21 protein-coding genes are annotated in these 24898 nt (G+C 72.4%); 11 read left to right on the plus strand and 10 right to left on the minus strand.

All coding sequences use genetic code 11. From position 1 onward, the window contains the following. Positions 1–32: 32 nt before the first annotated feature. The 4 genes from OGL88_RS12830 to OGL88_RS12845 all read right to left on the minus strand — a co-directional run bounded on the left by OGL88_RS12830 (position 33) and on the right by OGL88_RS12845 (position 6098). Entirely contained in the window at positions 33–3008 is a 2976-nt protein-coding gene (locus OGL88_RS12830) for an AAA family ATPase (RefSeq protein WP_263091640.1), read from the minus strand. Next, positions 3008–4171 carry an exonuclease SbcCD subunit D gene (locus tag OGL88_RS12835; RefSeq protein WP_263091641.1) on the minus strand — a complete coding sequence of 388 codons (1164 nt, stop codon included), beginning with the start codon at positions 4169–4171 and terminating at the stop codon, positions 3008–3010. The genes OGL88_RS12830 and OGL88_RS12835 overlap by 1 nt, the downstream gene beginning before the upstream one ends. A 61-nt stretch (positions 4172–4232) precedes the next feature. After that, positions 4233–5408: a S24/S26 family peptidase gene (locus OGL88_RS12840; RefSeq protein WP_263091642.1), complete on the minus strand. Its 1176-nt coding sequence runs from the start codon at positions 5406–5408 to the stop codon at positions 4233–4235. Between the two features lie 90 nt (positions 5409–5498). Next, the gene (locus OGL88_RS12845) at positions 5499–6098 is read right to left on the minus strand and encodes a hypothetical protein (protein WP_111085548.1); all 600 of its coding nucleotides are present in this window, start codon (positions 6096–6098) and stop codon (positions 5499–5501) included. 203 nt (positions 6099–6301) lie between these two features. Between OGL88_RS12845 and OGL88_RS12850 the strand changes: the two genes are divergently transcribed. Together OGL88_RS12850 and OGL88_RS12855 are read left to right on the plus strand one after the other, a co-directional pair. Next, complete coding sequence (locus OGL88_RS12850) at positions 6302–6844, plus strand: MarR family winged helix-turn-helix transcriptional regulator (protein WP_205463939.1); 543 nt, start codon at positions 6302–6304, stop codon at positions 6842–6844. A gap of 48 nt (positions 6845–6892) precedes the next feature. Then, a complete protein-coding gene (locus OGL88_RS12855; protein WP_123293670.1) occupies positions 6893–7402 on the plus strand; it encodes a mycothiol transferase in 510 nt (169 codons plus the stop codon). A 144-nt stretch (positions 7403–7546) separates the two neighbouring features. Here OGL88_RS12855 and OGL88_RS12860 read toward each other — a convergent pair whose 3' ends face one another. Together OGL88_RS12860 and OGL88_RS12865 are read right to left on the minus strand one after the other, a co-directional pair. After that, entirely contained in the window at positions 7547–9616 is a 2070-nt protein-coding gene (locus tag OGL88_RS12860; RefSeq protein ID WP_263091643.1) for a DEAD/DEAH box helicase, read from the minus strand. A 268-nt stretch (positions 9617–9884) separates the two neighbouring features. Then, positions 9885–10739, minus strand: a complete 855-nt coding sequence (locus OGL88_RS12865) for a polyphosphate kinase 2 family protein (protein WP_263091644.1) — start codon at positions 10737–10739, stop codon at positions 9885–9887. 188 nt (positions 10740–10927) lie between these two features. On the opposite strand from OGL88_RS12865, the gene OGL88_RS12870 reads away from it, so the two are divergent. Continuing rightward, a complete protein-coding gene (locus OGL88_RS12870; RefSeq protein WP_263091645.1) occupies positions 10928–11938 on the plus strand; it encodes an alpha/beta hydrolase in 1011 nt (336 codons plus the stop codon). Between the two features lie 243 nt (positions 11939–12181). After that, a complete protein-coding gene (locus OGL88_RS12875; protein ID WP_205463936.1) occupies positions 12182–12478 on the plus strand; it encodes a hypothetical protein in 297 nt (98 codons plus the stop codon). Here OGL88_RS12875 and OGL88_RS12880 read toward each other — a convergent pair. The 3 genes from OGL88_RS12880 to yczR form a co-directional block, all read right to left on the minus strand. Beyond that, complete coding sequence (locus OGL88_RS12880) at positions 12475–15840, minus strand: efflux RND transporter permease subunit (protein WP_263091646.1); 3366 nt, start codon at positions 15838–15840, stop codon at positions 12475–12477. The genes OGL88_RS12875 and OGL88_RS12880 overlap by 4 nt on opposite strands. 40 nt (positions 15841–15880) lie before the next feature. Then, entirely contained in the window at positions 15881–16564 is a 684-nt protein-coding gene (locus OGL88_RS12885) for a DUF6518 family protein (RefSeq protein ID WP_263091647.1), read from the minus strand. Positions 16565–16670: 106 nt separating this feature from the next. Further along, positions 16671–18122 (minus strand): MocR-like transcription factor YczR, encoded by a 1452-nt coding sequence (gene yczR, locus OGL88_RS12890; RefSeq protein WP_263091648.1) that lies wholly within the window; start codon positions 18120–18122, stop codon positions 16671–16673. Between the two features lie 61 nt (positions 18123–18183). On the opposite strand from yczR, the gene yczE reads away from it, so the two are divergent. The 3 genes from yczE (at position 18184) to OGL88_RS12905 (ending at position 20425) form a co-directional block, all read left to right on the plus strand. Then, complete coding sequence (gene yczE, locus OGL88_RS12895) at positions 18184–18837, plus strand: membrane protein YczE (RefSeq protein ID WP_263091649.1); 654 nt, start codon at positions 18184–18186, stop codon at positions 18835–18837. 134 nt (positions 18838–18971) lie between these two features. Beyond that, positions 18972–19847 (plus strand): DUF4097 domain-containing protein, encoded by an 876-nt coding sequence (locus tag OGL88_RS12900; protein WP_263091650.1) that lies wholly within the window; start codon positions 18972–18974, stop codon positions 19845–19847. Beyond that, positions 19844–20425, plus strand: a complete 582-nt coding sequence (locus tag OGL88_RS12905) for a PadR family transcriptional regulator (RefSeq protein ID WP_205463931.1) — start codon at positions 19844–19846, stop codon at positions 20423–20425. Before OGL88_RS12900 ends, OGL88_RS12905 begins: the two co-directional genes overlap by 4 nt. A gap of 148 nt (positions 20426–20573) precedes the next feature. Here OGL88_RS12905 and OGL88_RS12910 read toward each other — a convergent pair whose 3' ends face one another. Next, entirely contained in the window at positions 20574–20993 is a 420-nt protein-coding gene (locus OGL88_RS12910) for a MerR family transcriptional regulator (RefSeq protein WP_263091651.1), read from the minus strand. 130 nt (positions 20994–21123) lie between these two features. Here OGL88_RS12910 and OGL88_RS12915 point away from each other — a divergent pair, with 130 nt between their 5' ends. The 4 genes from OGL88_RS12915 to OGL88_RS12930 all read left to right on the plus strand — a co-directional run. Beyond that, entirely contained in the window at positions 21124–23343 is a 2220-nt protein-coding gene (locus OGL88_RS12915) for an APC family permease (protein ID WP_263091652.1), read from the plus strand. Between the two features lie 11 nt (positions 23344–23354). After that, the gene (locus OGL88_RS12920; RefSeq protein ID WP_263091653.1) at positions 23355–24110 is read left to right on the plus strand and encodes a hypothetical protein; all 756 of its coding nucleotides are present in this window, start codon (positions 23355–23357) and stop codon (positions 24108–24110) included. A gap of 53 nt (positions 24111–24163) precedes the next feature. Continuing rightward, positions 24164–24409 carry a DUF3072 domain-containing protein gene (locus OGL88_RS12925; RefSeq protein ID WP_123293659.1) on the plus strand — a complete coding sequence of 82 codons (246 nt, stop codon included), beginning with the start codon at positions 24164–24166 and terminating at the stop codon, positions 24407–24409. A 109-nt stretch (positions 24410–24518) separates the two neighbouring features. Further along, positions 24519–24898 (plus strand): DoxX family protein (locus tag OGL88_RS12930; protein ID WP_263091654.1); only part of this gene is annotated, 380 nt, incomplete at its 3' end.

Below are 24898 nucleotides of genomic sequence, written 5' to 3' on the forward strand. Positions count from 1 at the left end.
GGCCGACGGCGGACGGCCGACGGCCGACGGCGTCAGACGGTCGTCGTGACGTGCGAGCCGCCCGCCGCGGTGCGACGCACGGCGATCCGCTCCGGGATCCGCTGCTTGAGCTCCTCGACGTGGCTGACGATGCCGACCTGCCGCCCACCCGCGGTCAGTCGCGACAGCTGCCCGATGACGTCGTCGAGAGTCTCCGGGTCGAGCGTGCCGAACCCCTCGTCGACGAAGAGCGTGCCGAGCGAGACGCCACCGGCCTCGGCCTGCACGACGTCGGCCAGCCCGAGCGCCAGGCACAGCGACACCGTGAACGTCTCGCCGCCGGACAGGCTGCGGGGGTCCCGCACGGTGTCGGTGGTGTGGTCGTGCACGGCGAGTGCCAGTCCGGTCCGGCGTGCCCGTGACCCCGACTCCCGCTCGTCCGAGGTCTCGAGCGTGAACCGCCCCGCGAGCATCCCCCGGAGTCGGTCGTTGGCCGCGGCGACGACGTCCTCGAACCGGCGCATGAGCACGTAGGTACCCAGGGTGATCCCCGTCGGGTTCGCCGCGGTGACCCCGTTCGCGATGTCGGCGAGCCGGACCACGGCGCGGCTGCGTGCCGACGTCTCGTCGCGGGCACGGGTCGCACGGGTGAGCTCGGTGGCGCACCGGTCGACCGCGTCGGCACGGTCGGCCGCGGAGACGGCGACCGCGGAGGCCTCGTCGAGTGCCACGGCGGCACGCGCGCGGTCGGCACGGGCACCGTCGAGGTCGAGGAGTTCCGCGGAGTCGTCCGCCGCGGCGACCACGGCGGGCTCGGCGAGACCGGCCACGACGACGGCCCGCTCGGCGTCGGCCGCGCTGATCCGCGCCCGCAGCCGGTCGGTGTCGTCGGGGTCGAGTCGTCCGGCCCGCGCTGCGGCGACGTCGGGGAAGTCCTGGTCGTCGAGGACCCGGTCGACCTCGGCACGGCGGTCGTCGCGGGCACGGATCGCGGTGGCCACCCGTTCGTCGGCCTGCACGACCGCGCGGTACGCCACGAGTCGCTCGTCGAGGAGCTCGACGGCTGTCCGGAGCGTCGCAGGCCGGTCGTCGAGGAGCGCCGCGAGCCGCTCGAGCGCCGCCTCCACGGTGCTGAGCTCGGTGTCGAGCCGCTCGGCGTCGGCGAGCGCGGTCGAGACCAGGACGGTCCGCCGTGCGTCGAGGTCGTTCCGCTCGCGCTGGAGCCGACCGGTCGTCGTGTCGTGCTCCGCCCGCTGCCGCTCGTGCTGCAGGACGAGCGCGGCAGCGTCGTGCGCGGCCCGGACCCGTTCGTCAGCGGCCACCGTCAGGGTGTCGAGCGTGGCCGCGTCGACCGTGCCGACGACGTCGACGAGCCGCTGGTGTCCGGCGCGCTCGACCGCCAGGTCCGACGCGGCGTCGGCGAGGCGCTGATCCGCTCGGCGCGTGGCGTCACCGGCGGCGTCGACGGCCTCGGTCGTGGGGTGGTCGTCCTGCGGGGTCGCCACCGACGGGTGCGCCGTCGACCCGCAGACCGGGCACGGGTCGCCGGTCGTGAGCGCCGCGCCGAGTTCTCCGGCGAGCCCGGCGATCCGGCGTTCGCGGAGTGCCCGCTCGGCGGCGAGGGCGTCCGTCGCTGATCGGCGCGCGGCGGCGACGGACTGCTCGGCCGTGGCGACCCGCTGCGCCGCGTCGTCGCGCGCCACGAGGTCGGCTCGGAGGGACCGGATCCGGGTGACCTCGTGCGCGGCGGCGTCCGCGTCGGCTGCTGTGCGGGCCGCGGTGCGTGCGGCCTCGACGATGCGGGCCCGCTCGGCGGGACGGGCGTCGAGTGCGGCGTCGCGTTCGAGCAGCTGCTCGGCGATCTGCTCGGCGTCCGCGGTGGCATCGGCGATGGCGGACCGACGGGCAGCGGCGCCGTCCTCGACCGCGACGAGGTGCCGCACCGCCGACAGGTCGTCGGCCAGGGCGTCGCGTCGCAGCACGACGGCGTCGGCGTCCTCGGTGACGCCGTGGCGGTCACGCAGCGACCGGGCGGCCGCGCTGGTCGCGTCGGAGCGCAGGACCGCGGCGTCGAGTCCGTCGGCCACGGCAGCGACCCGTGCTGCGCGTTCGCCGAGGGCGAGGGCCGACCGGGCGGCGTCGACGGCGGGGGCGTCGTCGTCGAGCGCGGCCCGTCGCACGAGCAGCCCCGCGCGTCGTTCGAGCGCGCTCGCACGTGCCGTGACCGCCTGTTCGTGCTCGGCCGCGGTCGTCGCCGCCGCGGCTGCTGCAGCACGGACGGCGGCAGCGGCATCGGCGGCCGCTCGGACCGACGCCACGGTCGACGGCACGGCGGACTCGTCGGCGTCGTCGAGACCAGCGGCCTGGGCGAAGCGGTTCAGGGCGTCACGCACGCGGTCGTCGGCACCGTCGACCTCGGCCTGCACGGCACGGCGCCGCGCGGCGAGCTCGTCGGCCGTGCGGTCGTAGACCTGCGTGCCGAACAGGGACTGCAGGAGCTTGCGGCGCTCTTCGCCCGGGGAGCGCAGGAACCGTGCGAACTCGCCCTGCGGCAGCACGACGGTCTGCAGGAACTGCGCGCGGTCGAGCCCGATGATGCGGCCGATCTCGACGCCGACCTCGGGGATGCGTGACGACATCGGTTCGCCGACGGCGTCGGACGGGTTCGCCAGACGGAACAGCTGCACCGACGCCTGCTGCTTGACGGTGCCGGTCCCCCGCTGCTTCGGGCGGTCGTACTGCGGGGTGCGTCGGACCCGGTAGGTCCCTGCGCTGGTCTCGAAGACGAGCTCGACGAACGGCTCCACGGCGGGGTCGGCGTGCTGGCTGTGCAGGCGGTCGGAGCTGGCGTCGGACCCGGCGAGCCCGCCGTACAGGGCGAACACGACGGCGTCGATGATGGTCGACTTGCCCGAGCCCGTCGGCCCCTCGAGCAGGAACACCCCGGAGGCCGCGAGCGCTGCGAAGTCGATGGACACCAGGTCGGGGTAGGGCCCGATGGCGCGGAGTTCGAGTCGGTGCAGGTACATCAGCGGTCCCCCTCACGCTGCAGCGCCAGTGCCGCGGCCTCGTACGCCTCGGTCAGGACGGCGTGTTCGTCGTCGTCGGGGGCGGCACCGGTGGCGAAGGCCACGAAGTCGGCTGCGACCTCGACCGGGTCGGACGTCGCTGTGACCGCACGGGCCACCGAGGCCGGGCCGCGGTCAGCCGGTTCGTGCGTGATCGCCAACGCGTGCGGGAAGTGGTCCTTCACCCGGGCGTACATGCGTTCGGGGTGCACCGTGTCGGTCACGGCCACCCGCACCCACGCGTCGGCGTCGGCACGGAAGACCCCCGACTCGATGTCGTCGATGCCCCCACGGACGTCGACCAGGCGGCGCGGCACGGGAGTGGGCACGAGTTCGACCGAGACGGCACCGGCCGCGTCGAGCTCGGCGATCGTCACCGACTTCTGCTGGTGCCGCTCGCCGAACGAGAACGCCAGCGGTGAGCCGGCGTACCGGATCCGTCCGCCGTCGCCGACCCGCTGCGGGCCGTGCAGGTGCCCGAGGGCGACGTAGTCGAAGCCGTCGAAGACCGATTCGGCCACCCGGTCGACACCGCCGACGCGGATGTCCTGCTCGCTGTCGCTCGGGTCCGCCCCGCCGACGAAGGCGTGCGCGACGACGACGCTGCGGGTGCCGCCCCGCAGCGCGAGGTCGGACCGGATCCGCTCGGTGGCGGCGTGCACGACGGCGTGGTGCGACCGCGCGAGGGGCTCGTCCGGCACGTCGGCGAGTGCGTAACGGGTGAGGTCGGGGTGCAGGTACGGGATGCCGTAGACCGCCACCGGGCCGTCGGCGTCGTCGACGAGCACCGGGTCGGCGATCCGGGCGGGTTCGGCGAGGATGCGGACGCGGCGGTCCATCACACCGGCACCGAAGCCCAGGCGTGCGGCGGAGTCGTGGTTGCCGGGCGTGAGCACCACGGTCGCCGTCTCGGCAAGGCGTTCGAGCACCCGGGACAGCATGCGGACCGCGTCGATCGGCGGGATCGCCCGGTCGTACACGTCACCGGCGATCACGACGAGGTCGACCGAGCGGTCCCGCACGAGGTCGACGAGCCAGTCGGTGAACGCCGCCTGGTGCTCGAGGAGGTCGGCACCGAGCAGCGTGCGGCCGAGGTGCCAGTCGCCGGTGTGCAGGATGCGCATGCGGACACGGTAACGCCGGCCGGGGACATCGCCGGACGGCCGCGCGCCGCCTGTGGAGAACTCAGGGCACGCAGCTCGCCGATGCCAGGCCGAGGACCGAGACGACCTTGACCTTGACGGTCTGGGTGCTGGTCGCGGTCCAGTTGTTGCCGAGGTTCGTGCGGAGGTTCAGCGTGTAGGTCGTGCCGAGGTCGAGCAGGCCCGCACCGCCGTAGACCAGCGAACGCTGTCCAGCGGTCGTGGCGGTCGCGAGCTGGGTCGCCCCGTTCATCAGGTCGAAGGAGTTCGGCACGGTCGGGTCCGTGTAGGTCCAGGCGATCGTCACGGTGCTCGACGACGCGGCCGTGCAGGTCAGCGTCGGGACACCGGTGGCCGTGCCCGCCGTGAAGTTCGACACCGGGTTCACGGTCGTCCGCGACCACGGCACGGCCACCGCCTGCGCGGGCACGAGCACGCCGATGCTCCCCGCGATGACGAGGACCGCCGCCGCACCGCCGAAGCGGCGCAGCCGCTGCACGCGACGCTCGTGCACACGGAGCGAGCGACGGGTGACGACGGTCGAGGTGGCGGACGGGAGGCGCGTCGCGGCGCCGTCCCGCGCCTCCCGGCCGGCGTCGGTCCCGTCCGGCGGACCGTCACCCGACCCGTGGTCGGTGTCGTCCCGGTCCGAGCCGTCGTCGACCGCCGTGAGGCGGCGGAGCGACCCGTCGGCCGTGCAGAGCGCGAGCATCGCCGTCAGACCGAGTGCGACCACGACGACCTTCACCCACTCCCCCTGCCGGAGCCACAGGACCGGCGAACCGACGAAGGGGATGCGCAGGAAGGCGACCCCGCGCACGGCCGAGCGTTCGAGCGGCGTGGAGTCCTGCTGCGGGTTCGCGTCGCCCTTGGTGACCACGGTGCCGTGCGGGCCGTCCTCGACGTAGCGGTGCATGCGGAGGTGACCGGGCTGGTCCGGGTCGTCGGCGAGCAGGATCCTGCCCGTCCGGACCTCGCCCGACGCGACCGGTCGCGAGACGACGACGTCCCCCGGCGTGAGCCGCGGCTCCATCGACCCGGTCATCACCGTGGTGGGTTGCCAGCCGATCAGCGCGGGGGCGGCCGCCCACAGGGCGAGGCCGAGGAGGGTCGCGACCACACCGCGTGCGACGGTGCCGACGACGACGCGCCCCCAGTCGACGACGTCACGGAACACGGCGTGCGGTGTGGGACCACCGTGCACTGCGATGCTGCTCATGACTGCCTTCGACCGGGGGCGCGTTCTCGGGGGTGGCGACCGGGGCTGGCTCGGGCTCAGCCCCGGTCACCGGGTGGGAGGGCTCCCGGCTCAGCTGTTCTGGGCCTCCCAGGTGAGGCCGAGGGACGCGGTGCCGCCCTGCACCGTGTTCGGCGCGGTGCTCGAGACCGTGTAGGTGAAGCGGTAGACGCGCGACTCGGACGCGGAGCCGGTCGGGGCCCAGGTGCCGAGGCCGGTGGCGAAGTTCGTGGAGCCGGTGCCGAACGCGGCGAGGGTGCCGTTGTAGAGCGTTCCGCTGGTCGCGGCCGGGGTGAAGCCGGTGCAGGAGCCGAAGCCACCGCCCGTGCCCTGCTCCACCTGCAGGTTGATGTTGCCCGAGAGGTTGTTCGTGGTGGCCGGGTTCGTGCCGTACAGCTTCACGGTCGAGGCCAGCGAGCCGGTCGACGTGACCGTGATGCAGTTGGCGCCGGTCGAGCCGGGCTTGAGGCCCGTCGCCGTGAAGAGCGCGGTGTTGTTGTCGTCGTCGGTGAGGGCGACGCTGCCGGCGGTCCAGTTGCTGGTCGGGTTGACGGTGGTGGCCGAGAACGCCGAGTAGGACGCGGTCGAGACGACGACACCCGAGGCGACGAGGGCGGCGGGGATGGCGATCCAGGCCGCGAGACGGGCGGCGCGAGGGGTGACACGAGACATTGCGAGAGCTCCTGATCCGGAAACGGTGGCGCCGTGGTCGCGGTGGTTGGTCGCGTCGGTGCCGTGGTGTTTGCTACGACGATCAAGTTACTTTTCCGCCGAGCGGCTCACAAGGGAAGGAACCACCCCCGTGCTGGGGGTGTCTTGACGAGTGAGATACTTGTTGACTGAGTCTTCCCACCCCCTGCCGAGAAGAGCTGCTGATGACGGACACCACCCAGCCCGTCCTGCCCGACACCCTGCCGCCCGCGCCCGTGTCGCCGACCGTCTCCGTGCCGGAGAGCGTGGACTCGGACACCGACCTCGCGAAGCTCCTCACCGCCTTCCGCCTGCTCCAGACGCAGCACGCCCGCGTCCTGCACCACGAGAGCGTCGTGCGTGGGCTGAACGCCACCGACACCCGCTTCGTGTTCTTCCTGGCCGCGGCCGACGGCGAGGGCGTCACCCCGAAGCAGGCCGGCGAGTACCTCGAGCTCACCACGGGCGCGATGACGTCGCTCGTCGACCGCCTCGAACAGCGCGGACACCTCGAGCGACGACCGAACCCGCAGGACCGTCGCAGCGTCCTGCTGCACCTCACCGCCTCCGGCGCCGAGGTCGCCCGGCAGATCGGCGCCGTGTACTCGGACGCCTTCCGCGAGGTCGTCGCCCCCGCCGACCGGGTCCGGCTCGCCGCCGCGTTCGCCGGGCTCGGCGATGCGCTGGACCGCCACTCGCGCGCGGAGACCGCAGCCCGCTCCGCGTGACGATGCGCGTGACCTCGTGTGTCGTGGCGCGCGCGTAGCGTGGTGCCCATGACACCGTCCGAAGTCCTGATCGAAGCGTTCTCCCGCGTCCCCGAGACCGTCGAACGTGCCGTCGACGGCCTGTCCGAGGACCAACTCGCAGCGCGTCCGGCCGCCGGGGCGAACACCCTGGCATGGCTCGCGTGGCACACCGCCCGGGGACAGGACGTCCAGATCGCCGACCTCGCCGGTACCGCGCAGGTGTGGACCGCCGACGGCTGGTACGAGCGGTTCGGCCTGCCGTTCCCGGCCGAGGCCCTCGGCTACGGCATGTCCCGCGACGACGTCGGTCGCGTGCGTGCCTCGGCCGAGCTGCTCACCGGGTACCTGCGTGCCGTCCACGACCGCACCGTCGCGTACCTCGGCACGCTCGGCCCCGACGACCTCGACCCCGTGGTCGACGACGCGTGGGACCCGCCCGTCACCGCCGGCGCCCGGCTCGTGAGCATCCTCGACGACTGCACGCAGCACGCCGGCCAGGCCGGCTTCGTGCGCGGGCTGCTGTTCTTCAACCGCTGACGCGGTCGCGCGCTCGCGTGCTCGCTTCGTGAGCAGAAATGGTCGGGTCCGACTTCGGGACCCGACCATTTCTGCTCACCATGTGACGGACGGGAGGCCCGGTACCAGCTGGTACCGGGCCTCCCGTCGTCCGTGTGGTCGCGACTACCGCGCGGCGAGCTCGCTGACGATGCCGTCACCAGGGGCGGCCTGCACGAGGTCCGCCGCGATCTCGGCGCGATCGAGGATGCCCTCGATCTTGCGGATGCGACCACGCGGCACGAGGGTCACGACGGTGCCCTCCTTGCCGGCACGACCCGTGCGGCCGGAGCGGTGCATGTAGGCCTTGTAGTCGTCCGGGGCGTCCGCCTGCACGACGAGCGACACGTCGTCGACGTGGATGCCGCGGGCGGCGACGTCGGTGGCGACGAGCACGTTCACGCGGCCGCTCGTCAGGAGCTGCAGGTTCCGGGTCCGGCGCGACTGGTTCAGGTCTCCGTGGAGCGACGTGGCACGGATGCCGGCGTCCTCGAACTGGTCGGCGAGGCGCTCGGCGTAGGCACGGGTCCGGGCGAAGACGATCGTCTTGCCGTCACCGGCGACGAGCTCCTCGAGGACACGGTCCTTCTCGCGCTGCTCGACCACGAGGACACGGTGGTCGATGGTCGAGGACGCCTGGTCCTCACCCGCGACCTCGTGCACGCTCGGCTCGTGCAGGAACTGCTCGACGAGCGCCGCGACCTGGGTGTCGAGCGTCGCGCTGAACAGCAGCTTCTGCGCACGGTTGCCCTGCGGGGTCACCTCGGCGGTCGCGGACAGGATCTCCTGCACCGGCTCGAGGAACCCGAGGTCGCACATGTGGTCGGCCTCGTCGAGCACGGAGATGACGACCTCGCTGAGGTCGAGCTTCCCCTTGTTCATGAGGTCCTGCACACGACCGGGGGTGCCGACGATGATGTCGACGCCGCGCTCGAGCGCGCCCTCCTGGCGGCCGTACGGGACACCGCCGTAGATCTGCGTGGTGAAGAGGCCCACCGAGCGGGCGATCGGCTGCACCGTGCGGTCGATCTGCAGGGCCAGCTCGCGGGTCGGCGCGAGGATGAGCGCACGCGGGGCGCGGCCCATCTTGCGCTTCGTGCCGCCGCCGTGCTCCATGAGCTTCTCGACGAGCGGGGCGCCGAACGCGATGGTCTTGCCGGAGCCCGTGCGGCCACGGCCGAGGACGTCCTTGCCGGCGATCACGTCGGGGATCGTCGCTGCCTGGATCGGGAACGGGCTGCTCGCGCCGAGTTCCTGCAGGGCGCGGGAGATGTTGCCGCCGATGCCGAGGTCGCCGAAGGTCACGCCCTCGACGTCGGACGCCACTGTGGACTCGGCCTGGAGCTTCGCGAGCTTGACGTCGTCGGCGGGGACAAACTTGCCGCGCTCGGGCTCGTCGAAGGAACGGCGGGGAGCGCTGCGGTCGTCGCGGTCGAACTTGCGCGGAGCGCTGGGCCCCTGCGAGCCGGTTCCGGCGCGACGCGGAGCTTGCGGAGCGTCGGGACGGCCGTGCGAGTAGGGAGCGTCGCGGTCGAAGCTACGACGCGGGCGATCGTCGTTGTCACGACGGGGCGCACGGTCGTCGCGGTCGAAGCTACGACGCGGGCGATCGTCGTTGTCACGACGGGGCGCACGGTCGTCGCGGTCGAAGCGACGCGGACGGTCGTCGTTGTCACGACGGGGCGCACGGTCGTCGCGGTTGAAGCTGCGCGGAGCGCGGTCATCGCGGTCGAACGAACGACGCGGAGCGCGGTCGTCGCGGTCGAAGCGACGGGGACGGTCGTCGTTGTCACGACGCGGAGCGCGGTCGTCGCGGTCGAAGCGACGGGGACGGTCGTCGTTGTCACGACGCGGAGCGCGATCGTCACGGTCGAAGCGACGCGGCGCACGGTCATCGCGGTCGAAGCGACGCGGGGCGCGGTCGTCACGGTTGTAGCCGCGACCACCACGGTCGTCGCGCTCCGGGCGGCGCTGGCCGCCGCTGTCGCGGGGCTCCCAGTTCGGGCGCGCGGGGCGCTCGCCCTGCGCCGAGCGGCCGCGACGCTCCTCGGCGTCCCAGCGCTGCTTCTGACGCGGCGCGGTCGGCTCGGCGGCGCGGAAGCCGCGGTGCTTGCTGCTGCGGGCGGCGGGGGTGCCGTTCGGGTGACGGGGACGGTCGGAGGCGCGGTTGTCCGCGCCCTTGTTGTACGGAGCCATGACTGCTTTCTCGGGTGCGCAACGAACCGCAGCGCCCGACAGCGACATCGGCGGGGGCTGCTTGCGGAGAGGGGGTTCATCCCGTCGCGATTCGACGTGATTCCAGCCCTCGAGCAACACACACCCAACAAAAAGCCCGTGATCACGATGTCACGGCGTCGAAGGCCGACCGAGCGAGTCTACGCGACCCCGCGCTCTGATGCCAGCCCCGTCGTCGACCGACGGCCGCGAACGGGACCCGGCCCGTGCCTCCCGGCCTGCCCGTCGGTCAGGACTCGGCGAGCCGCTGTCGCTGCTCGGCCACGTCGAAGTCCGCCTTGGGCCACGAGAGCTGCATGTCCTCGAGGGCCCGGAGCAGGAGCTGCTGCACCGCCAGGCGGGCGTACCACTTGCGGTTCGCCGGCACGACGTACCAGGGCGCCTGCGGGGTCGAGGTCCGGTCGAACACGATCTGGTACGCGTCCTGGTAGCGGTCCCACAGCAGGCGCTCGTCGATGTCGGCCGGGTTGAACTTCCAGTGCTTGTCGGGGCGGTCGAGTCGCTCGCCGAGGCGTTCGCGCTGCTCGTCCTTCGAGATGTGCAGCATCACCTTGACGATGGTGGTGCCCTCGGCGGTGAGGCGGTCCTCGAACTCGGTGATCGCGCCGTAGCGTCGTTCGATCTCGTCCGGTGCCGCGAAGCCCCGGATGCGCTGGATGAGGACGTCTTCGTAGTGCGAGCGGTCGAAGACGCCGAGCTGTCCGGCACTCGGGAGCTGGCGCTCGATGCGCCAGAGGAAGTCGTGCTCGCGCTCCTCGGCCGTCGGGGCCTTGAAGCCCGCGTACCGCACGCCGTTCGGGTCGACCGCACCGACGACGTGCGAGACGATGCCGCCCTTGCCGGCGGTGTCCATCGCCTGCAGGACGAGCAGCACCCGGCGCTGGTCGCCGGCGGTCGACGCCGCGTACAGGCGCTCCTGCAGGGCAGCGAGGCGAGAGGCTCCCGCGGCGAGCGCTTCGAGCCCGTCGATCTTGCGGCCGGGGAAGCCCGGGGTCGCATCCGGGTCGACCTGGTCGAGGCGGAAGCCCGGTTCGACGCGGAGCAGTGGTTCGGGATCGGCGTTCCAGGCCTTGCGACGGCTCACGGGTCCTCCTGCGGTCCGGGCGGCGGCTGCCCCCTGCTCTCATCCTGGCACTGTCGTGGTTGCAGGGTTGCGCGGTCGGCTTGCGCGGTCGGGGTTCCTCCGCTGGGATTCCTCCGCTGGGGTTCCTCCGCTGGGGTTCCTCCGCTGGGGTGACGTGGCCGGCCTCGGGTGCGGCTACCGTGGAACCGATGAAGTCCGGCCGCCGCACAGTGCTCGCGCTCGTCGCCGCGGTCGTGGCGCTCGGCGCGGTCGCGTCCTGCAGCACGGACCCCGTCGGCGACGAGAACGCGACGGTCACCGCCGACAGCGTCATCTACCCGCTGTCCCTGCAGTACCACGGCATCGACGTGGTCGCGGATGTGCCGTACGGCACGGCTCCGCTGCAGCGACTCGACGTCTGCCTGCCGGCCGACAGCGCCCCGGAGACGACCGCGACCCCCACGGCGACGCCGTCCGCCACCCCGACCGCCGACCCCGCCGAGGCTGCGGCCAGCACCGGCCGGCCCGCGGTGTTGATGATCCACGGCGGCAGCTGGTCGCACGGCGACAAGGCCACCGCCGCCTACCGGTCGGTGTGCAAGTACCTGGCGTCCGAGGGCTTCGTCACGTTCAACGTGGACTACCGGCTCGCCCCCACCGACCCGTTCCCGGCCGGCCTCGACGACGTCCGGCGAGCGCTCGACTACGTGTTCCGCCCCACCACGCTGTCCACGTACGACGTCGACTCCCAGCGGGTCGGGGTGTTCGGGGGGAGCGCGGGCGGCAACCTGGCGGCGATGCTCGCGGTGACCGACCACGAGTCCGCCGCGTACGCCGATGGCGACCGGATCCGTGCGGTCGTCGACCTGAGCGGCCCCACGAACCTGACGTCACGCTCGACCCGGGCCGACGGGGTGTCCGCGTCCTTCCAGCGCAAGCAGCTGCTCTACCTCGGATGCCGGACCTACGCGAACTGTCCAGCGGCCACCCGGGCGTCGCCGGAGTACCACGTCACCTCGGACACGGCGCCGTTCTTCATCGGGCACTCGACGGACGAGTTCATCCCGCTGTGGGAGTCGCAGGAGTTCGCGGCGACGCTCCGGTCACACGACGTGCCGGTCACGTTCGTGCAGGTCGAGGGGACGGCGCACTCGATCGCGCAGCTCGACGAGGCGATGAGCCGCCGCGTCGCGACGTTCTTCCGGGCCCAGTTGGGCTGAGGCGCGGGCGTGCGCGGGCACGGCCGCGGCCGGGCTGTGTGCCGCCGAAGCGACACTCCTCGCCGACGAGCGGCCGTCCGTGCCGCAAAAGCGACGTTGTGCCGCCGATGTTCGGCGGGAGAGTGTCGCTTTCGCGGGAACGCGCGGGCGCGCTCGCGGGGACGGCCTCTGCCGCGTGCCCCGGGTGGGTGGCACCCGGAGTCGGGACTACTGCCGACAGCCCGCAGGTCGCAGACTTCCGGGGTGACCGACACCTCGACCCGCCCTGCACGCGCCGCCGCGACCCGCTGGGACCGTTCTGCGCTGCAGACCTCTGCGGAGTTGCTGCTCGGGCTGTCGTTCGCCGCCACCATGGCCTTCGGCGGGTACGCGGCCGCGACCGGGCACCTGGCGGTGTTCGCGCAGGCCGCCGGGATCGTCTTCCTCGTCACGCTGACCTGTGTGCTCGTGTCGTGGTTCCGGGCCGTCGAGCGCGAGGAGCGTGCCGACCGGCCCGCCGTCTCGCCCCTCGCCGCGATCGACGCCGAGTACCGCCGCTAGGCAGCCTCGCCCGTCGCCGGTTCGCTCGCCATCCGTCGGTCGGCCCGCCGTTCGCGCGCCCGCTCGACCACGAAGTACAGCGCCGGCAGCACCACGAGCGTCAGCAGTGTCGAGGACACCAGGCCGCCGATCACGACCAGTGCCAGCGGCTGCGAGATGAACCCGGACTTGCCGGTCAGACCGATCGCCATCGGCAGCAGCGCGAAGATCGTCGCCATCGCCGTCATCAGGATCGGACGGAGGCGTCGTGTCGCGCCCTCGATCAACGCCTCACGCACCCGCAAGCCGCGCCGTCGGTACTGGTTGACGAGGTCGATGAGCACGATCGCGTTCGTCACGACGATGCCGACGAGCATGAGCAGGCCGATGAGCGACGCGACGCCGATCGGGACGCCGGAGGCGATCTGCAACAGGATCGCGCCCGTCGCTGCGAACGGTACCGACACGAGCAGCAGCAGCGGCTGGAGCAGGCTCCGGAACGTCGCGACCATGATCACGTAGACGATCAGCACCGCGACCAGGACCGCGAGGCCGAGCTGCGAGAACGCCGACGACTGGCTGGCAGCGACGCCACCGATGGAGGCGGTCGCGCCCTTCGGCAGGTCGAGCTCGTCGACGGCGGTCGTGACGGACTGCACGGCCGCCCCCAGGTTGGTGGCGTCCGGCGACACGGTGATCGTGGCGGTGCGGGCGGCGTTCGTCGTCGTGACCGTGGTGGGACCCTCGGACTCCTCCACCGAGGCGACGTCGGACAGCGGGACGGTGCCGGTGCTCGTCGGGACGTCGAGGGCGCGGAGCGCGGCGATCGTGGTCGGCGGCTCGGGGTCGGCGATGTAGACGTCGAGCGTCGCGTCGTCGATCTCGATGCTGCCGGTGTCCCGCGGTGAGACCGCGGCGGCGACGAGGCCACCCACCTGGGTCTCGGTGAGGCCGAGTGACGCGGCCTTGGCACGGTCGACCCGGACGGCGAGGAACGGCTCGGCGGCGGACAGGTTGCTCGTCGCGCTGGTCGTGTCCGGGACCGACTGCATGGTCTTCAGCACCTGGCGCGACGCGGTCTCGAGCTGCGCCTGGGTCGGCGCGGTCACGTCGACCTCGATGTCGCTGCTGCCGCCGAACCCGCCGCCGGAGGACGCGATGGTGACCTCGCCGACGTCGTCGATCCGCGCGATCGACTTCCGGGCGTCGGCCTGGATCGTCGGCTGGTCGGCCTCGGCATCGGTCGTCACGGCGTACTGCACCGAGGCGCTGCCGCCACCGCCGAACGCCGCCTGGATCGACTGGCCGCTCGTGCCGATGGTGGTCTGCACGGTCTCGACGCCGTCGACGCCCTGGAGCGCCCGCTCGACCTTGCGCGCGGATTCGGACTGGACGGCGAGGCTGGAGCCGGCCTTCAGGTCCTGCGTGACCGTGAACGTGTTCTGCCCCGAGTCGCCGAGGTAGTTCGTGGTGACGAACGGCAGCGTGGCGACCGTGCCGCCGAGGACGATCACGGCGAGCAGGATGACGACGACCGGCTTGCGGACGACCCACCGGAGCACCGGCAGGTACACGCGGCGCAGGCGGTCCACCCGGCCGGCGTCGTGCAGGTCCGCGGCGGAGGCGAGCGCTCCGTCTGGGCGATCGTGCTCGGCACCGACCGCCGACGGTTCCACTGCCGCTTCCGCGTCCGTGGCCGCCGCCGCTGCTGCCGTCGCCTCGCCCGGCCTCACCTTCGACGGGCGCAGCCACCAGTACGCGAGCACCGGGACGATGGTGAGCGAGACGAACAGCGACGCGACGAGCGCCAGGGTGACCGTCACGGCGAACGGACGGAACAGCTCCCCCACGAGTTCGGCGACGAAGGCCACCGGGAGGAACACCGCGACGGTCGTCAGGGTCGAGGCGGTGACGGCACCGGCGACCTCGCGCACGGCCTCCCGCACGGCCTGGCCGCGGTCGACACCGGGGACCATGTGCCGCTTGATGTTCTCGATGACGACGATGGAGTCGTCGACCACGCGGCCGATCGCGATGGTGAGTGCGGCCAGCGTGATGATGTTGAGCGTGTACCCGGCGGCACGCATGCCGATCGCGGCCAGGAGCACCGACGTCGGGATCGAGATCGCGGTGACGAGCGTGGAACGCCACGAGAGCAGGAAGACGAGGATCACGATCACCGCGAAGGCGAGGCCGAGCAGCCCCTCCTCGGCCAGGGAGTCGATCGACTGCTGGATGTAGGGCGCCTGGTCGAAGACGACGGTGAAGCGGGGATCGCCCTCGATCTTGTCCTCGATTCCCGGCAGGGCGTCGCGCACGGTCTTCGAGACGTCGACCGTGTTGGCCTCCTGCGTCTTCGTGATCGAGATCGTCAGGGCCTGCTCGCCGTCCACCCGGCTGATCGAGGTGCGTGGCGACTCCGTGATCGCGACCTTCGCGACGTCGCCGAGCGTGGTGTCGGTCGGGGTGGCGGCGGTCGTGGACCCGCCCGTCGCGGCGTCATCCGTGGGCGCGGAACCGGTCGCACCCGTGCCGCTCCCTGTCGTACCCGTCCCGGTCGCGCCCGCGGCCGTACCGTCACCGGACGCCGTCCCATCGGCACCAGCGGACCCGGCCCCGTCCGAACCCGACGAACTCGACGAACTCGACGAACTCGTCAGCGGCAGCGCACGGATGTCATCGAGCGACGCGATCCGCTCGCCCGTCTGCACCGACAGCGTCGAGCCGTCCTCGGTGATCGTGCCACCGGGGATCAGGGTGCCGTTGTCGTCGAGCGCGTCCGAGATCGCCGTCTGGGTGAGGCCACGGGCGGCGAGCTCGTCTTGGTCGGGCGTGATCACGACCCGGCGGCCGGGGTTGCCGAAGACGTCCGCCTGCCGCACGCCGTCGAGCTTCTCGAGGTCGGGGATCGCCGAGGCCTGCAGCCGGTCGACGAGCTGCTCCTGGTTGCCGGACGCCGAGACCGCGACCTGCAGCACCGGCAGGTCGTCGAAGGACCCGGTGACGATCTGCGTCTGCACCGAGTCGGGCAGCGACAGCGCGTTCACCGCGGTCTGGATCTTGTCCTCGGCGCTCGCCAGGTTCGATCCGTACTGGAACGACGCCGACACCACGCTCTGTCCGGTGGACGAGGTCGCGCTGGTGGACTCGAGGTCGGGGACGACCTGGATCGCCTGCTCGATCTTCGTCGAGACGTCGTTGGACACCACCTCGGGCGTCGCCCCGGGGTACGCGCTGACGATCGCGACCTGCGGGAACTCGACGCTCGGGATGAGCTCTTGCTTGAGGTTCGACAGCGCGATGCCGCCGAAGATCGCGACGACGATGGTGACGAGCGCGATGAGGGCCCGGTTGCGGAGGCTGAAGACCGAGAGGAGGTGCACGTCATCGATCCTCGCAGGACGCGTCTGCGAGCGGCCGGGTTCAGGCCCCGATCAGCAGGTAGAGCCCGAGGACGCCGACGGCTCCGACGACCCCGGTGCCGAGGGCGATCACGCGGCCGACCGACGACCGGGCGGTGGCCACCCCGACGACGAGCACGACGATGCCGACGACGATCTCGACCACCCAGGTGACCGGGCCGGTCGTGGCCACCACCTGCAGCAGCGCCCGTACCCCCTCGCCGATCAGGATCGCGGCGGTGACCCCGAACGCTCCAGCGCGCCAGCGGGTGTCACGGGAGCGGACGAACACGGCGACCGCACCGGCGAGCAGCCCCGCGGGGACGCCGAGCAGCACCCACGGGTTGGTGACGGACAGGAAGTCCGGGTAGCCGCGCAGGTTCGTCGTGGCCCAGTAGCCGACGTGCATGAGTTCGAGCAGCACGACGCCGAGCAACATCGCGAGCGGCAGGGCGAACCGGCCGGCACGGGCCCCGGCGCCGATGCACAGCGCGACGGCGACGAGGAACCAGGGGCCGGCCGAGTTGGCGACCGACGACAGCGCGGGCACGCTCTGCCCGAACGAGGTCAGCACACCGGCGAGCAGCGCACCGCTCAGGGCCATCGTGACGCGCACCACGGCGGGCACCGCCGGGCACGGCTGCGCGGACGAGGACGTCGGGGACGCAGCAGCGGCCGGAGGACCGGCGGACAGGGTCGCGTTCATGGCATCAGCATCGCCGCAGCCGCCCCGGGCCGCATCACCCCCGGGAGCGACATGGCGGGTGCATCTTCACCCCAGAGGATGACCCCGGAGCACCGCGCCCGCCCCCTCACACGACCGCGGCGAGCGACCCCCGCACCCCGGCGGACTCCCCACCGACACGAGCCCACGCCCGTTCGAGCACGTCCACCAGCCGACCGCGGTCCGCCGGCGCCATCGTGAACGGCACCCGCAGGAACCGTTCGAAGCCGCCGTCCGGGCCGAACACGCCCCCGGACGCCAGCACCACGCCCTCGGACCGCGCGGCCAGCACGAGCGCACTCGACACCGGACGCCCGAGGCCCACCCACGTCGTCAGCCCGCCCGCCGGCGACGGGACGTCCCATTCCGGGAGTCGTGCCCTGAGCGCGCCCACGACGTCGTCGCGACCCTGTCGCAGGGACTCGCGCCGCGCCTCCAGGACGGCCGCCGTGCGTGGGACCAGCTCCCGCGCGACCAGCTGGTCGAGGACGGGCGTGCCGAGGTCGCCCGTCGGGCGGGCGGCGAGCAGCCGCTGCAGGAGCGCCGGTGCGGCCCGGATCCAGCCGATCCGCAGGCCGCCCCAGAAGACCTTGTCGGCCGACCCGATCATCACGACCGACGCCCCCGACGGGTCCGCTGCTGCCAGCGGCAGCGACGGCGCGCCGTCGATCCGCAGCTCACCCATCGTCTCGTCGGCGACGACCGTCGTGCCGACCGACGCCGCGACGGACAGCAGGAGCTGGCGCGTCGACGGGGACATGGTCGCTCCGGTCGGGTTGTGCAGCTCGGGCATGACGTAGGCGACGGCCGGGGCGGTCCGGCGCAGCGTCGTCTCCAGCGCGGCGGCGTCCCACCCGGTCCGCGCGTCGACGGGCACGCCGACGAGCCGTCCGCCGGCCTCGCGGAACGCCTCGTGCGCGTGCGGGTAGGTCGGCGACTCGACGAGCACGGCATCCCCGCGGCGGACGAGCACCCGGGCGAGGAGCGCGATGGCGTGCTGCGCTCCGATCGTCACGATCACCTGGGACGGGTCGGTCGGCAGTCCGCGCTCGGTGTACCGGTCCGCTATCGCAGCACGGAGACCCGGGTCGCCGACGGTGTCGTACCCGATGCCGGCGAGCGCCGCGGGGACGTGCCGCACCGCCCGCTCGACGGCCTCGGCGACCCCCGGTGCCGAGTGCATCGCGGCCTTGCGCAGGTCGAGCAGCTCGCCGTCGACCACCCCGCCGAGCCGTTCCGGGTCGGGTCGACCGATCAGGGACGCGGGCAGGTGGACCACGCTGCCGGAGCCACGGACGGACACGACGAACCCGTCGGACCGCAGTCGGGCGTACGCGTTGGCCACGGTCGTGCGGGAGATGCCGAGCGCGGTCGCGAGCCCGCGCTCCGCCGGCAGCCGCACGCCCTGCGCGACCCGGCCGTCGATGACGAGGACCCGGATGGCGTCGGACAGGGCCTCGTACGCGGGGGCGTCGGTGCCGTCCCGCCAGTCGGTGAGCAGCAGTGCAGCAGATCGGGCACTCAACAGCACGGGGGTCATGGGTCCACGGTAGCGCGATTGGCCCTCGACCAGCAGTCCAATCCGCATCGACGATGAACCCATGTCCCGCAGCACCGCCCTCACGTTCCGTTTCGTCCAGCTCTTCGTCGGTCTGTTCCTCTACGGCGCGTCCACCGCGCTGCAGGTCCGCGCGGTGGTCGGAGTGAGCTCGTGGACCGTCCTGACGCAGGGCCTCGAGAACGTGGTGCCGTGGTCGTTCGGTGTCATCACCGTCGTGTCGAGCGGCGTGATCCTGCTGTTCTGGATCCCGCTGCGCCAGAAGCCGGGCATCGGCACCCTGCTGAACGCGCTGGCGATCGGGCCGAGCGCCGACCTGGTGCTCTGGCTCGTGCCGGAGCCGTCTGGCCTGCCCGCCCGGATCGCCCTGTTCGTCGCGGGACTGGTGCTGCTCGCCATCGCGACGGCGTTCTACATCGGCGCGGGGTTCGGCACCGGGGCCCGTGACGGCCTGATGGTCGGGCTGCACGAGCGCCTCGGCTGGCCGCTCTGGCTCGCGCGCACCCTGGTCGAGGTGTCCGTCGTGGTCGTGGGCTGGATCCTCGGCGGGAACGTCGGCGCCGGCACCGTCATCGCCGCCTTCGCGATCGGCCCGATGGTGCAGCCGCTCATGCCGTTCTTCCGCCGGTTCCCGTGGAGCCCCGAGCGCCGGGTCGTCCTGGAGGCTCGCCCCACGTCCGTCGCGCATGCTTCGTGAGCAGGAATGGTCGGGTCACCGGGCCCCACCCGACCTTTTCTGCTCACCATCCGCCCGGCACCCTTGCGGAGCGTCGAGTCGCGATATAGCGTGACCTCCACAGACGCGATACATCGCGAGTTGGAGGAAGCGCCATGGCACAGGAGAAGTGGCTCGTCGACGAGCCCAAGGTCATCGACACCGGCATCGTCCGCACACTCCGTGTCGGACTCGTCGGTGGTCAGGTGGACGTCGTGGCACACGACGAACCCACCGCCCGGGTCGAGGTCCACAGCGTGTCCGGCAAGCAGCTGAAGATCGAGGTCGACGGCGACACGCTCACCGTCGACCACCCGCAGATCCGGTGGGACGACCCCATCGGGTTCCTCAAGTCGTTCCGCGGCAAGGCCCAGGCGGACGTCAGCATCCTGGTCCCCCGCGACGCCTCGGTGAACCTCGGCGTCGTGTCGGCGGGCGCCCTGCTGTCCGGCACCAACCGCGGCGCCGTGCTCAACACGGTGTCCGGTGACCTCGTCGTGGACGGTGTCGCCGGCGACGTCACGATCAACGCCGTCTCCGGTGCGACGACCATCCGCGAGCTCGACGGCGCCCTGACGGTCCACACGGTCTCGGGTGACGTCGTGGCCACGGGCGAGATCCCGCGGTTCCAGGCGGACGGTGTCTCGGCGGACGTCGTGCTCGACCTGCACGGCGTGCCGGAGTCGGCGCGGGTCAACACCGTCTCCGGTGGCGTGAGCGTCCGGCTCGAGGACGGTGTCGCCTACCAGTGCACCGTCAGCACGGCGTCCGGCAAGCTGCAGTTCGACGACTCCGAGATCCGCGGTGTGCGCGGCTCGTACGTGAAGCAGGGCGGCGAGCTGGCCGGCCAGTGGCTCGACCTGCGCGTGAACTCGGTGTCCGGCGACATCGCGGTGCTGCACGCCCCGCCGGTCGCCGCCGAGCCGACCGCGCCCCCGGCACCCCCGGCACCCCCGACGGTCCCGACCGACGACGGCGAGGTGCCCGCATGAGCCCCGTCTTCGCCCACGGCCACCTCCGCCTGTACCTGCTCGTACTGCTGGCGGACCACCCGATGCACGGCTACGAGCTCATCCAGGCCCTCGGCGACCGGTTCGGCGGCACCTACGTGCCGAGCGCCGGCACCGTGTACCCGCGGCTCGCGAAGCTCGAGGAAGAAGGCCTCGTCTCGAAGACCGCCGACGGCCGCAAGACCGTCTACGCGATCACCGATGCCGGGCGCAGCGAACTCGCTGCCCGCGCCGACGAGATCGCCGCGGTCGAGTCCGGGGTCGCCGACTCGGTGAAGTCCCTGGCCGACGGCGTCCGCGCCTCGGTCGGCGAGGCGATGCGCTCCCTCCGTGCGGATCTCGCCGCGTCGGCGGAGAGCCCCGGCACCGGATCCCACGAGGACCCCGTCTCGGTCCCGTCGGAGAGCGCCCGCGCCCTGCGCGAGCTCGAGATGGCGCTGTCGTCGTTCCGGCAGCAGGTCCGCGCGGACCTGCGCCGTCGTGCGACCCGCGGCACGCTCCGTGCGGACACCGTGACGCGCCTGCGTGACGGCCTGGAGGCCCTGCGCAAGTCGCTCTGACGGCCCGCGGCCGACAGGCGGTCGCGACCCGTGCCTCCCGGCCGCCCGTCGCACCGCGTCGCGCCCGGCGCACCGCCCCGTCCACGGAACCAGGTTCCGGACACAGCACCACGCCCATCCGTGGTGTCGTGACCGGAACCCGGTTCCGTCACGGCACGGAGGCGAACCCGTCCAACGCGGCGGCCGCCGTCAGACGCTCCCCGTCCTCGATCCTGGTGATGGTCGTGCGCACGGCGGCGAGCTGCCGGGCGAGGCGGTCCCGCTCGCGTTCGAGCCAGGCGACGTGCGCGGTGAGGGCGGCGACGTCGTCCGGTTCGCCGTCGAGGACCCGGCGGATGTCGGGCAGCCCGAGGCCGAGGCTGCGCAGCAGCAGGATGCGCTGCAGCCGGACGAGTGCCCGGTCGTCGTAGCGGCGGAGTCCGCCGTGGCCGACGGCGGTGGCCGGCAGCAGTCCGATGGCGTCGTAGTGGCGGAGCGTGCGGCTCGACACCCCGGCGGATCGCGCCACGTCGGCGATGCCGTGGGGCGCTTTCGCAGCTGCGGTGGCGATGTCTGACGGATCCCTCATGCAGCCCACCGTAGAGGTTGACGCAGCGTCAACCGCAAGGGGTGATCGGGGTGCGGAGTCGACGACACGCGACCGGCGGGGAATGACCGCCCGGGCACCCGTGTTGACTCCCGCCCGGAACTGAGTAGGTTTGCCGCTCGTGACGAACGAGGTCCGGTCGCTGAAAGCGCGACTGATCGGGGATCCCCTCCCCTCCGAGAAGCTCGAAGGACAGCTCCTCCCGAAGCACCTGGCACTGCCGATCTTCGCGAGTGACCCGCTGTCCTCCGTCGCGTACGCACCGCAGGAACTGCTGATGATCCTGCTGCTCGGCGGGATGTCGTTCCTGACGTTCGCGCCGTGGGTGGCCGCCCTCGTGGTGCTGCTGCTCGTGGTGGTCGTGGCGTCCTACCGGCAGCTCATCAAGGCGTACCCGTCCGGCGGCGGCGACTACGAGGTCGCGCACCGGAACCTCGGCGAGAAGGCCGGGCTGGTCGTCGCGAGCGCGCTGCTCGTCGACTACGTGATGACGGTCGCGGTGTCGGTGGCCTCCGGTGTGGACAACATCATCTCTGCGCTGCCGATGCTGAACGACTTCCGCGTCGAACTCGCGCTGGTGTTCGTCGTGCTCCTCGCCGCCACGAACCTGCGCGGCGTGCGGGAGTCGAGCAAGGCGTTCGCCATCCCCACCTACCTGTTCGTGGCGTCGGTCTTCGTGATGGTCGTCACCGGCCTGATCCGGGTCGCCGCCGGGCACGCCCCGGTCGCCGAGTCAGCCGGGTACACCGTCGACAACGTGGAGCACACCACGCAGGCGGCGTTCATCCTGCTGCTCCTCCGTGCCTTCGCGTCCGGCTGCTCGGCCCTGACCGGCGTCGAGGCCATCGCGAACGGCGTGCAGGCCTTCCGGCGCCCGAAGATCAAGAACGCGCAGGCGACCCTGGTGGCGATGGGCGGCATCGCGATCGTGCTGTTCATCGGACTCATCACGCTCGCGCTCGTGTCCCGCGTGCACTACGCCGAACGCGCCTGCGACCTGCAGGGGTTCGCGGACTGCGCCACGACGCCGCAGCGCTCCCTGATCGCCCAGATCGCCGCGGCGACGTTCGGGGACAACTCGGTGCTGTTCTTCGTGATCCAGGCGACGACGGCCGCGGTCCTGCTCCTCGCCGCGAACACGGCGTTCAACGGGTTCCCGCTGCTCGGCTCGATCCTGGCCCGCGACTCGTACGCCCCCAAGGCCCTGTCCACCCGCGGCGACCGGCTCATCTACTCGAACGGCGTCATCGTGCTGGCGCTCGTCGCCGCGGCGCTGCTCGTGGTGTACCGGGCGAACGTCACCAGTCTCATCCAGCTCTACATCATCGGCGTCTTCGTGTCGTTCACGCTCGGGCAGACGGGCATGGTCGTGCACTGGACGCGCCTGCTGCGCGCGGACCGGTCCGGCACCGCCGACCCGTCCGTCAACCGCGCGCAGGTGGTGCGCTCCCGCACCATCAACGCGATCGGTGCCACGTTCACCCTGGTCGTCCTGGTCATCGTCACGATCACCAAGTTCACGCACGGCGCCTGGCTCGTGTTCCTGATCATGCCGATCCTGTACGTGCTCATGCTCGGCGTGAACCGCTACTACCGCGACGTCTCGCACGAGATCGAGGCCGACGTCGAGACCGAGTTCGGCGCCACCGGCGACCACGCCGTCGTGCTGGTGAACAAGCTGCAGAAGCCCGTGCTCAAGGCCCTCGACTACGCGATCGCCGCCGAGCACGCCAGCTGCGAGGCGGTCCACGTCGCGATCGACGACGCCGACGCCCAGCACCTGCGCGACCAGTGGGCCGAGTACGGCATCCGGATGCCGTTGACCATCGTGCCGAGTCCGTACCGCGACATCTCGATGCCGCTCATCAAGTACATCAAGGCACACCGACTCGAGCACGGCTCCGAGGTCGTCACCGTCTACACGCCGATCTTCATCGTCGGCCACTGGTGGGAGGGGCTGCTTCACAACCACCGCGGCCGTCGCATCCGCAAGAAGCTCCTGCTCGTGCACGGCGTCACCGTCGCGCTGGTGCCGTGGCTGCTCGACTCGTCCGAACTGCTGTACGGCCGCCGGTCGCGTCCGCTCCCCGGCCAGGAGCGTCGCGGCGAGCCCGTGAGGCCGCCGCTCCGCCGGTCCGTCGCCGGCTCGGCCGGAGCGCCGGTCGACGGTGTCGCCGACGACCGCCTGGCCCGGTCCGCGCAGCGGAACAGCCTGCAGCCGCGTCGCGCGACCCGTCCGGCCGGTCCCGCTGAGGGCGTCGACCCCGCACAGTGCACCGGCGAGCTGCACGCGCTCGTACCGACCTCGCCGCGCCGGGGCGACGAGTCGTAGCATCTGACGTCATGACGATCACCGACCTGCGGACGTTCGCCACGTTCGACGGCCACGGCGGCAAGGTGTCGAAGCGCGTCGAGGTGCTGGACCACGAGCCCGTCGCGGGCAGCCGCCACGAAGGACTCGTCGCCGTGCGCGGCGAACACCCCCTCGGTGCGCTCGACGAGCGCGCCGCCGACGAGTCGGCAGCGCTGTCGCGCGGCGTCCCCAGCGTCGGCTGGGTGGACCCGTCGACGCTGCGCGACTGGTACCGCCCGGACCGCGTGGTCATCACCCGGCTCGAGGCGCGGCAGTCCGGCATCGAGCCGGGTCTCTACGCCGATTCGCGCGGCCGCGGACGGGTGCGGATCGACGGCCTGGAGGCACGGCTCGCCCCCGACGGTCGGCCCGCCTTCCGCGCACTGGCCGGTTCCGAGGCGCCCTGGGTGGTCGACGTCCCCCTGCCGACGGACCAGGCGGTGCGGCTCGTGGCGGTCGCCGAGGTCGACGAGGGCTTCGAGGTGGTGACCGCTCCGGTGTCCCCGTTCCTGCAGCCCGGCGAGTACGCGGCGTACGACGACGACGTCCCCGGTCTGCCCCCGCGGCCGTCGAGTGGCCGGGTCGTGGTGTCCGCGACCGTGCTGCTCGACGGCTCGCTGCACGAGGTCGAGCGGATCGACGAGCAGGCCGCGACGATCTGGGTCCGGCGCGAGGGACGGACCGTGCCGATCGCCACGAGTGCGGTCGGCCCGGACCTGGTGCGGTACTCGGCCATGCCGGTCTGACGGGGGACACGCGCCTGCGGGGTGCGTCGGAGGTGCGGCGTAGCGTCCTCGGCATGAGTGATGCAGAAGAGACCCTCGGCGGCGCCCGTCCGGACCCGTCGACCGACGCGAGCAAGGACCCCGAGCAGTGGGTCACCGGTGACGAGCCGATGACCGGACCGCAGCGCAGCTACCTCGACACCCTGGCCCGCGAAGCCGGCGAAGAGCTCTCCGCCGACCTGACCAAGGCCGAGGCCTCGGAGCACATCGACCGTCTGCAGCAGCAGACCGGCCGCGGCACGGACACCACGGGTTCCTGAGAGCGGGTCCGCCCTTCGGCGGACCCCAGCCTGGGCATGTTCTGGTGATGTCCGGGCAGACCCCCGGACGAGGGGCATCGATGACGTGTCACCGGTTAGCTTCGTGGCCATGCGAACGACATCGACCTCCATCGGCCTGACCGCGCTCCGCATCGTCCTCGGGGTGGTGTTCATCGCCCACGGCGCGCAGAAGTTCGCCCAGGGCATCCCGAACGTCGCCCAGGGCTTCTCCGGCATGGGCGTCCCGCTCGCCGACGTCGCCGCACCCCTGGTCGCCGGCCTCGAACTCGTCGGCGGCGTGCTGCTCGTGCTCGGCGTCGCGACCCGCGTCGTGGGCGTCCTGCTCGCCGTCGACATGGTCGTCGCGGGCCTGCTCGCCCATGCGTCGTCCGGCTTCTACTCGCAGGACGGCGGCTTCGAGTACGTGCTCGTCTTGGCGGTCGGCTCGCTCGTCGTGGCGCTGACCGGCCCGGGGCGGTTCTCGCTCGA

Origin of the sequence: Curtobacterium sp. RIT-PI-V, from assembly GCF_025642935.1 — a bacterium.
Lineage (GTDB): Bacteria > Actinomycetota > Actinomycetes > Actinomycetales > Microbacteriaceae > Curtobacterium.

Coding starts and splice junctions, on each gene's coding strand:
- OGL88_RS12830 (WP_263091640.1), bottom strand. CDS start 3,008: ATGTACCTGCACCGACTCGAACTCCGCGCCATCGGGCCCTACCCCGAC.
- OGL88_RS12835 (WP_263091641.1), bottom strand. CDS start 4,171: ATGCGCATCCTGCACACCGGCGACTGGCACCTCGGCCGCACGCTGCTC.
- OGL88_RS12840 (WP_263091642.1), bottom strand. CDS start 5,408: ATGAGCAGCATCGCAGTGCACGGTGGTCCCACACCGCACGCCGTGTTC.
- OGL88_RS12845 (WP_111085548.1), bottom strand. CDS start 6,098: ATGTCTCGTGTCACCCCTCGCGCCGCCCGTCTCGCGGCCTGGATCGCC.
- OGL88_RS12850 (WP_205463939.1), top strand. CDS start 6,302: ATGACGGACACCACCCAGCCCGTCCTGCCCGACACCCTGCCGCCCGCG.
- OGL88_RS12855 (WP_123293670.1), top strand. CDS start 6,893: ATGACACCGTCCGAAGTCCTGATCGAAGCGTTCTCCCGCGTCCCCGAG.
- OGL88_RS12860 (WP_263091643.1), bottom strand. CDS start 9,616: ATGGCTCCGTACAACAAGGGCGCGGACAACCGCGCCTCCGACCGTCCC.
- OGL88_RS12870 (WP_263091645.1), top strand. CDS start 10,928: ATGAAGTCCGGCCGCCGCACAGTGCTCGCGCTCGTCGCCGCGGTCGTG.
- OGL88_RS12885 (WP_263091647.1), bottom strand. CDS start 16,564: ATGAACGCGACCCTGTCCGCCGGTCCTCCGGCCGCTGCTGCGTCCCCG.
- yczR (WP_263091648.1), bottom strand. CDS start 18,122: ATGACCCCCGTGCTGTTGAGTGCCCGATCTGCTGCACTGCTGCTCACC.
- yczE (WP_263091649.1), top strand. CDS start 18,184: ATGTCCCGCAGCACCGCCCTCACGTTCCGTTTCGTCCAGCTCTTCGTC.
- OGL88_RS12900 (WP_263091650.1), top strand. CDS start 18,972: ATGGCACAGGAGAAGTGGCTCGTCGACGAGCCCAAGGTCATCGACACC.
- OGL88_RS12905 (WP_205463931.1), top strand. CDS start 19,844: ATGAGCCCCGTCTTCGCCCACGGCCACCTCCGCCTGTACCTGCTCGTA.
- OGL88_RS12910 (WP_263091651.1), bottom strand. CDS start 20,993: ATGAGGGATCCGTCAGACATCGCCACCGCAGCTGCGAAAGCGCCCCAC.
- OGL88_RS12920 (WP_263091653.1), top strand. CDS start 23,355: ATGACGATCACCGACCTGCGGACGTTCGCCACGTTCGACGGCCACGGC.
- OGL88_RS12925 (WP_123293659.1), top strand. CDS start 24,164: ATGAGTGATGCAGAAGAGACCCTCGGCGGCGCCCGTCCGGACCCGTCG.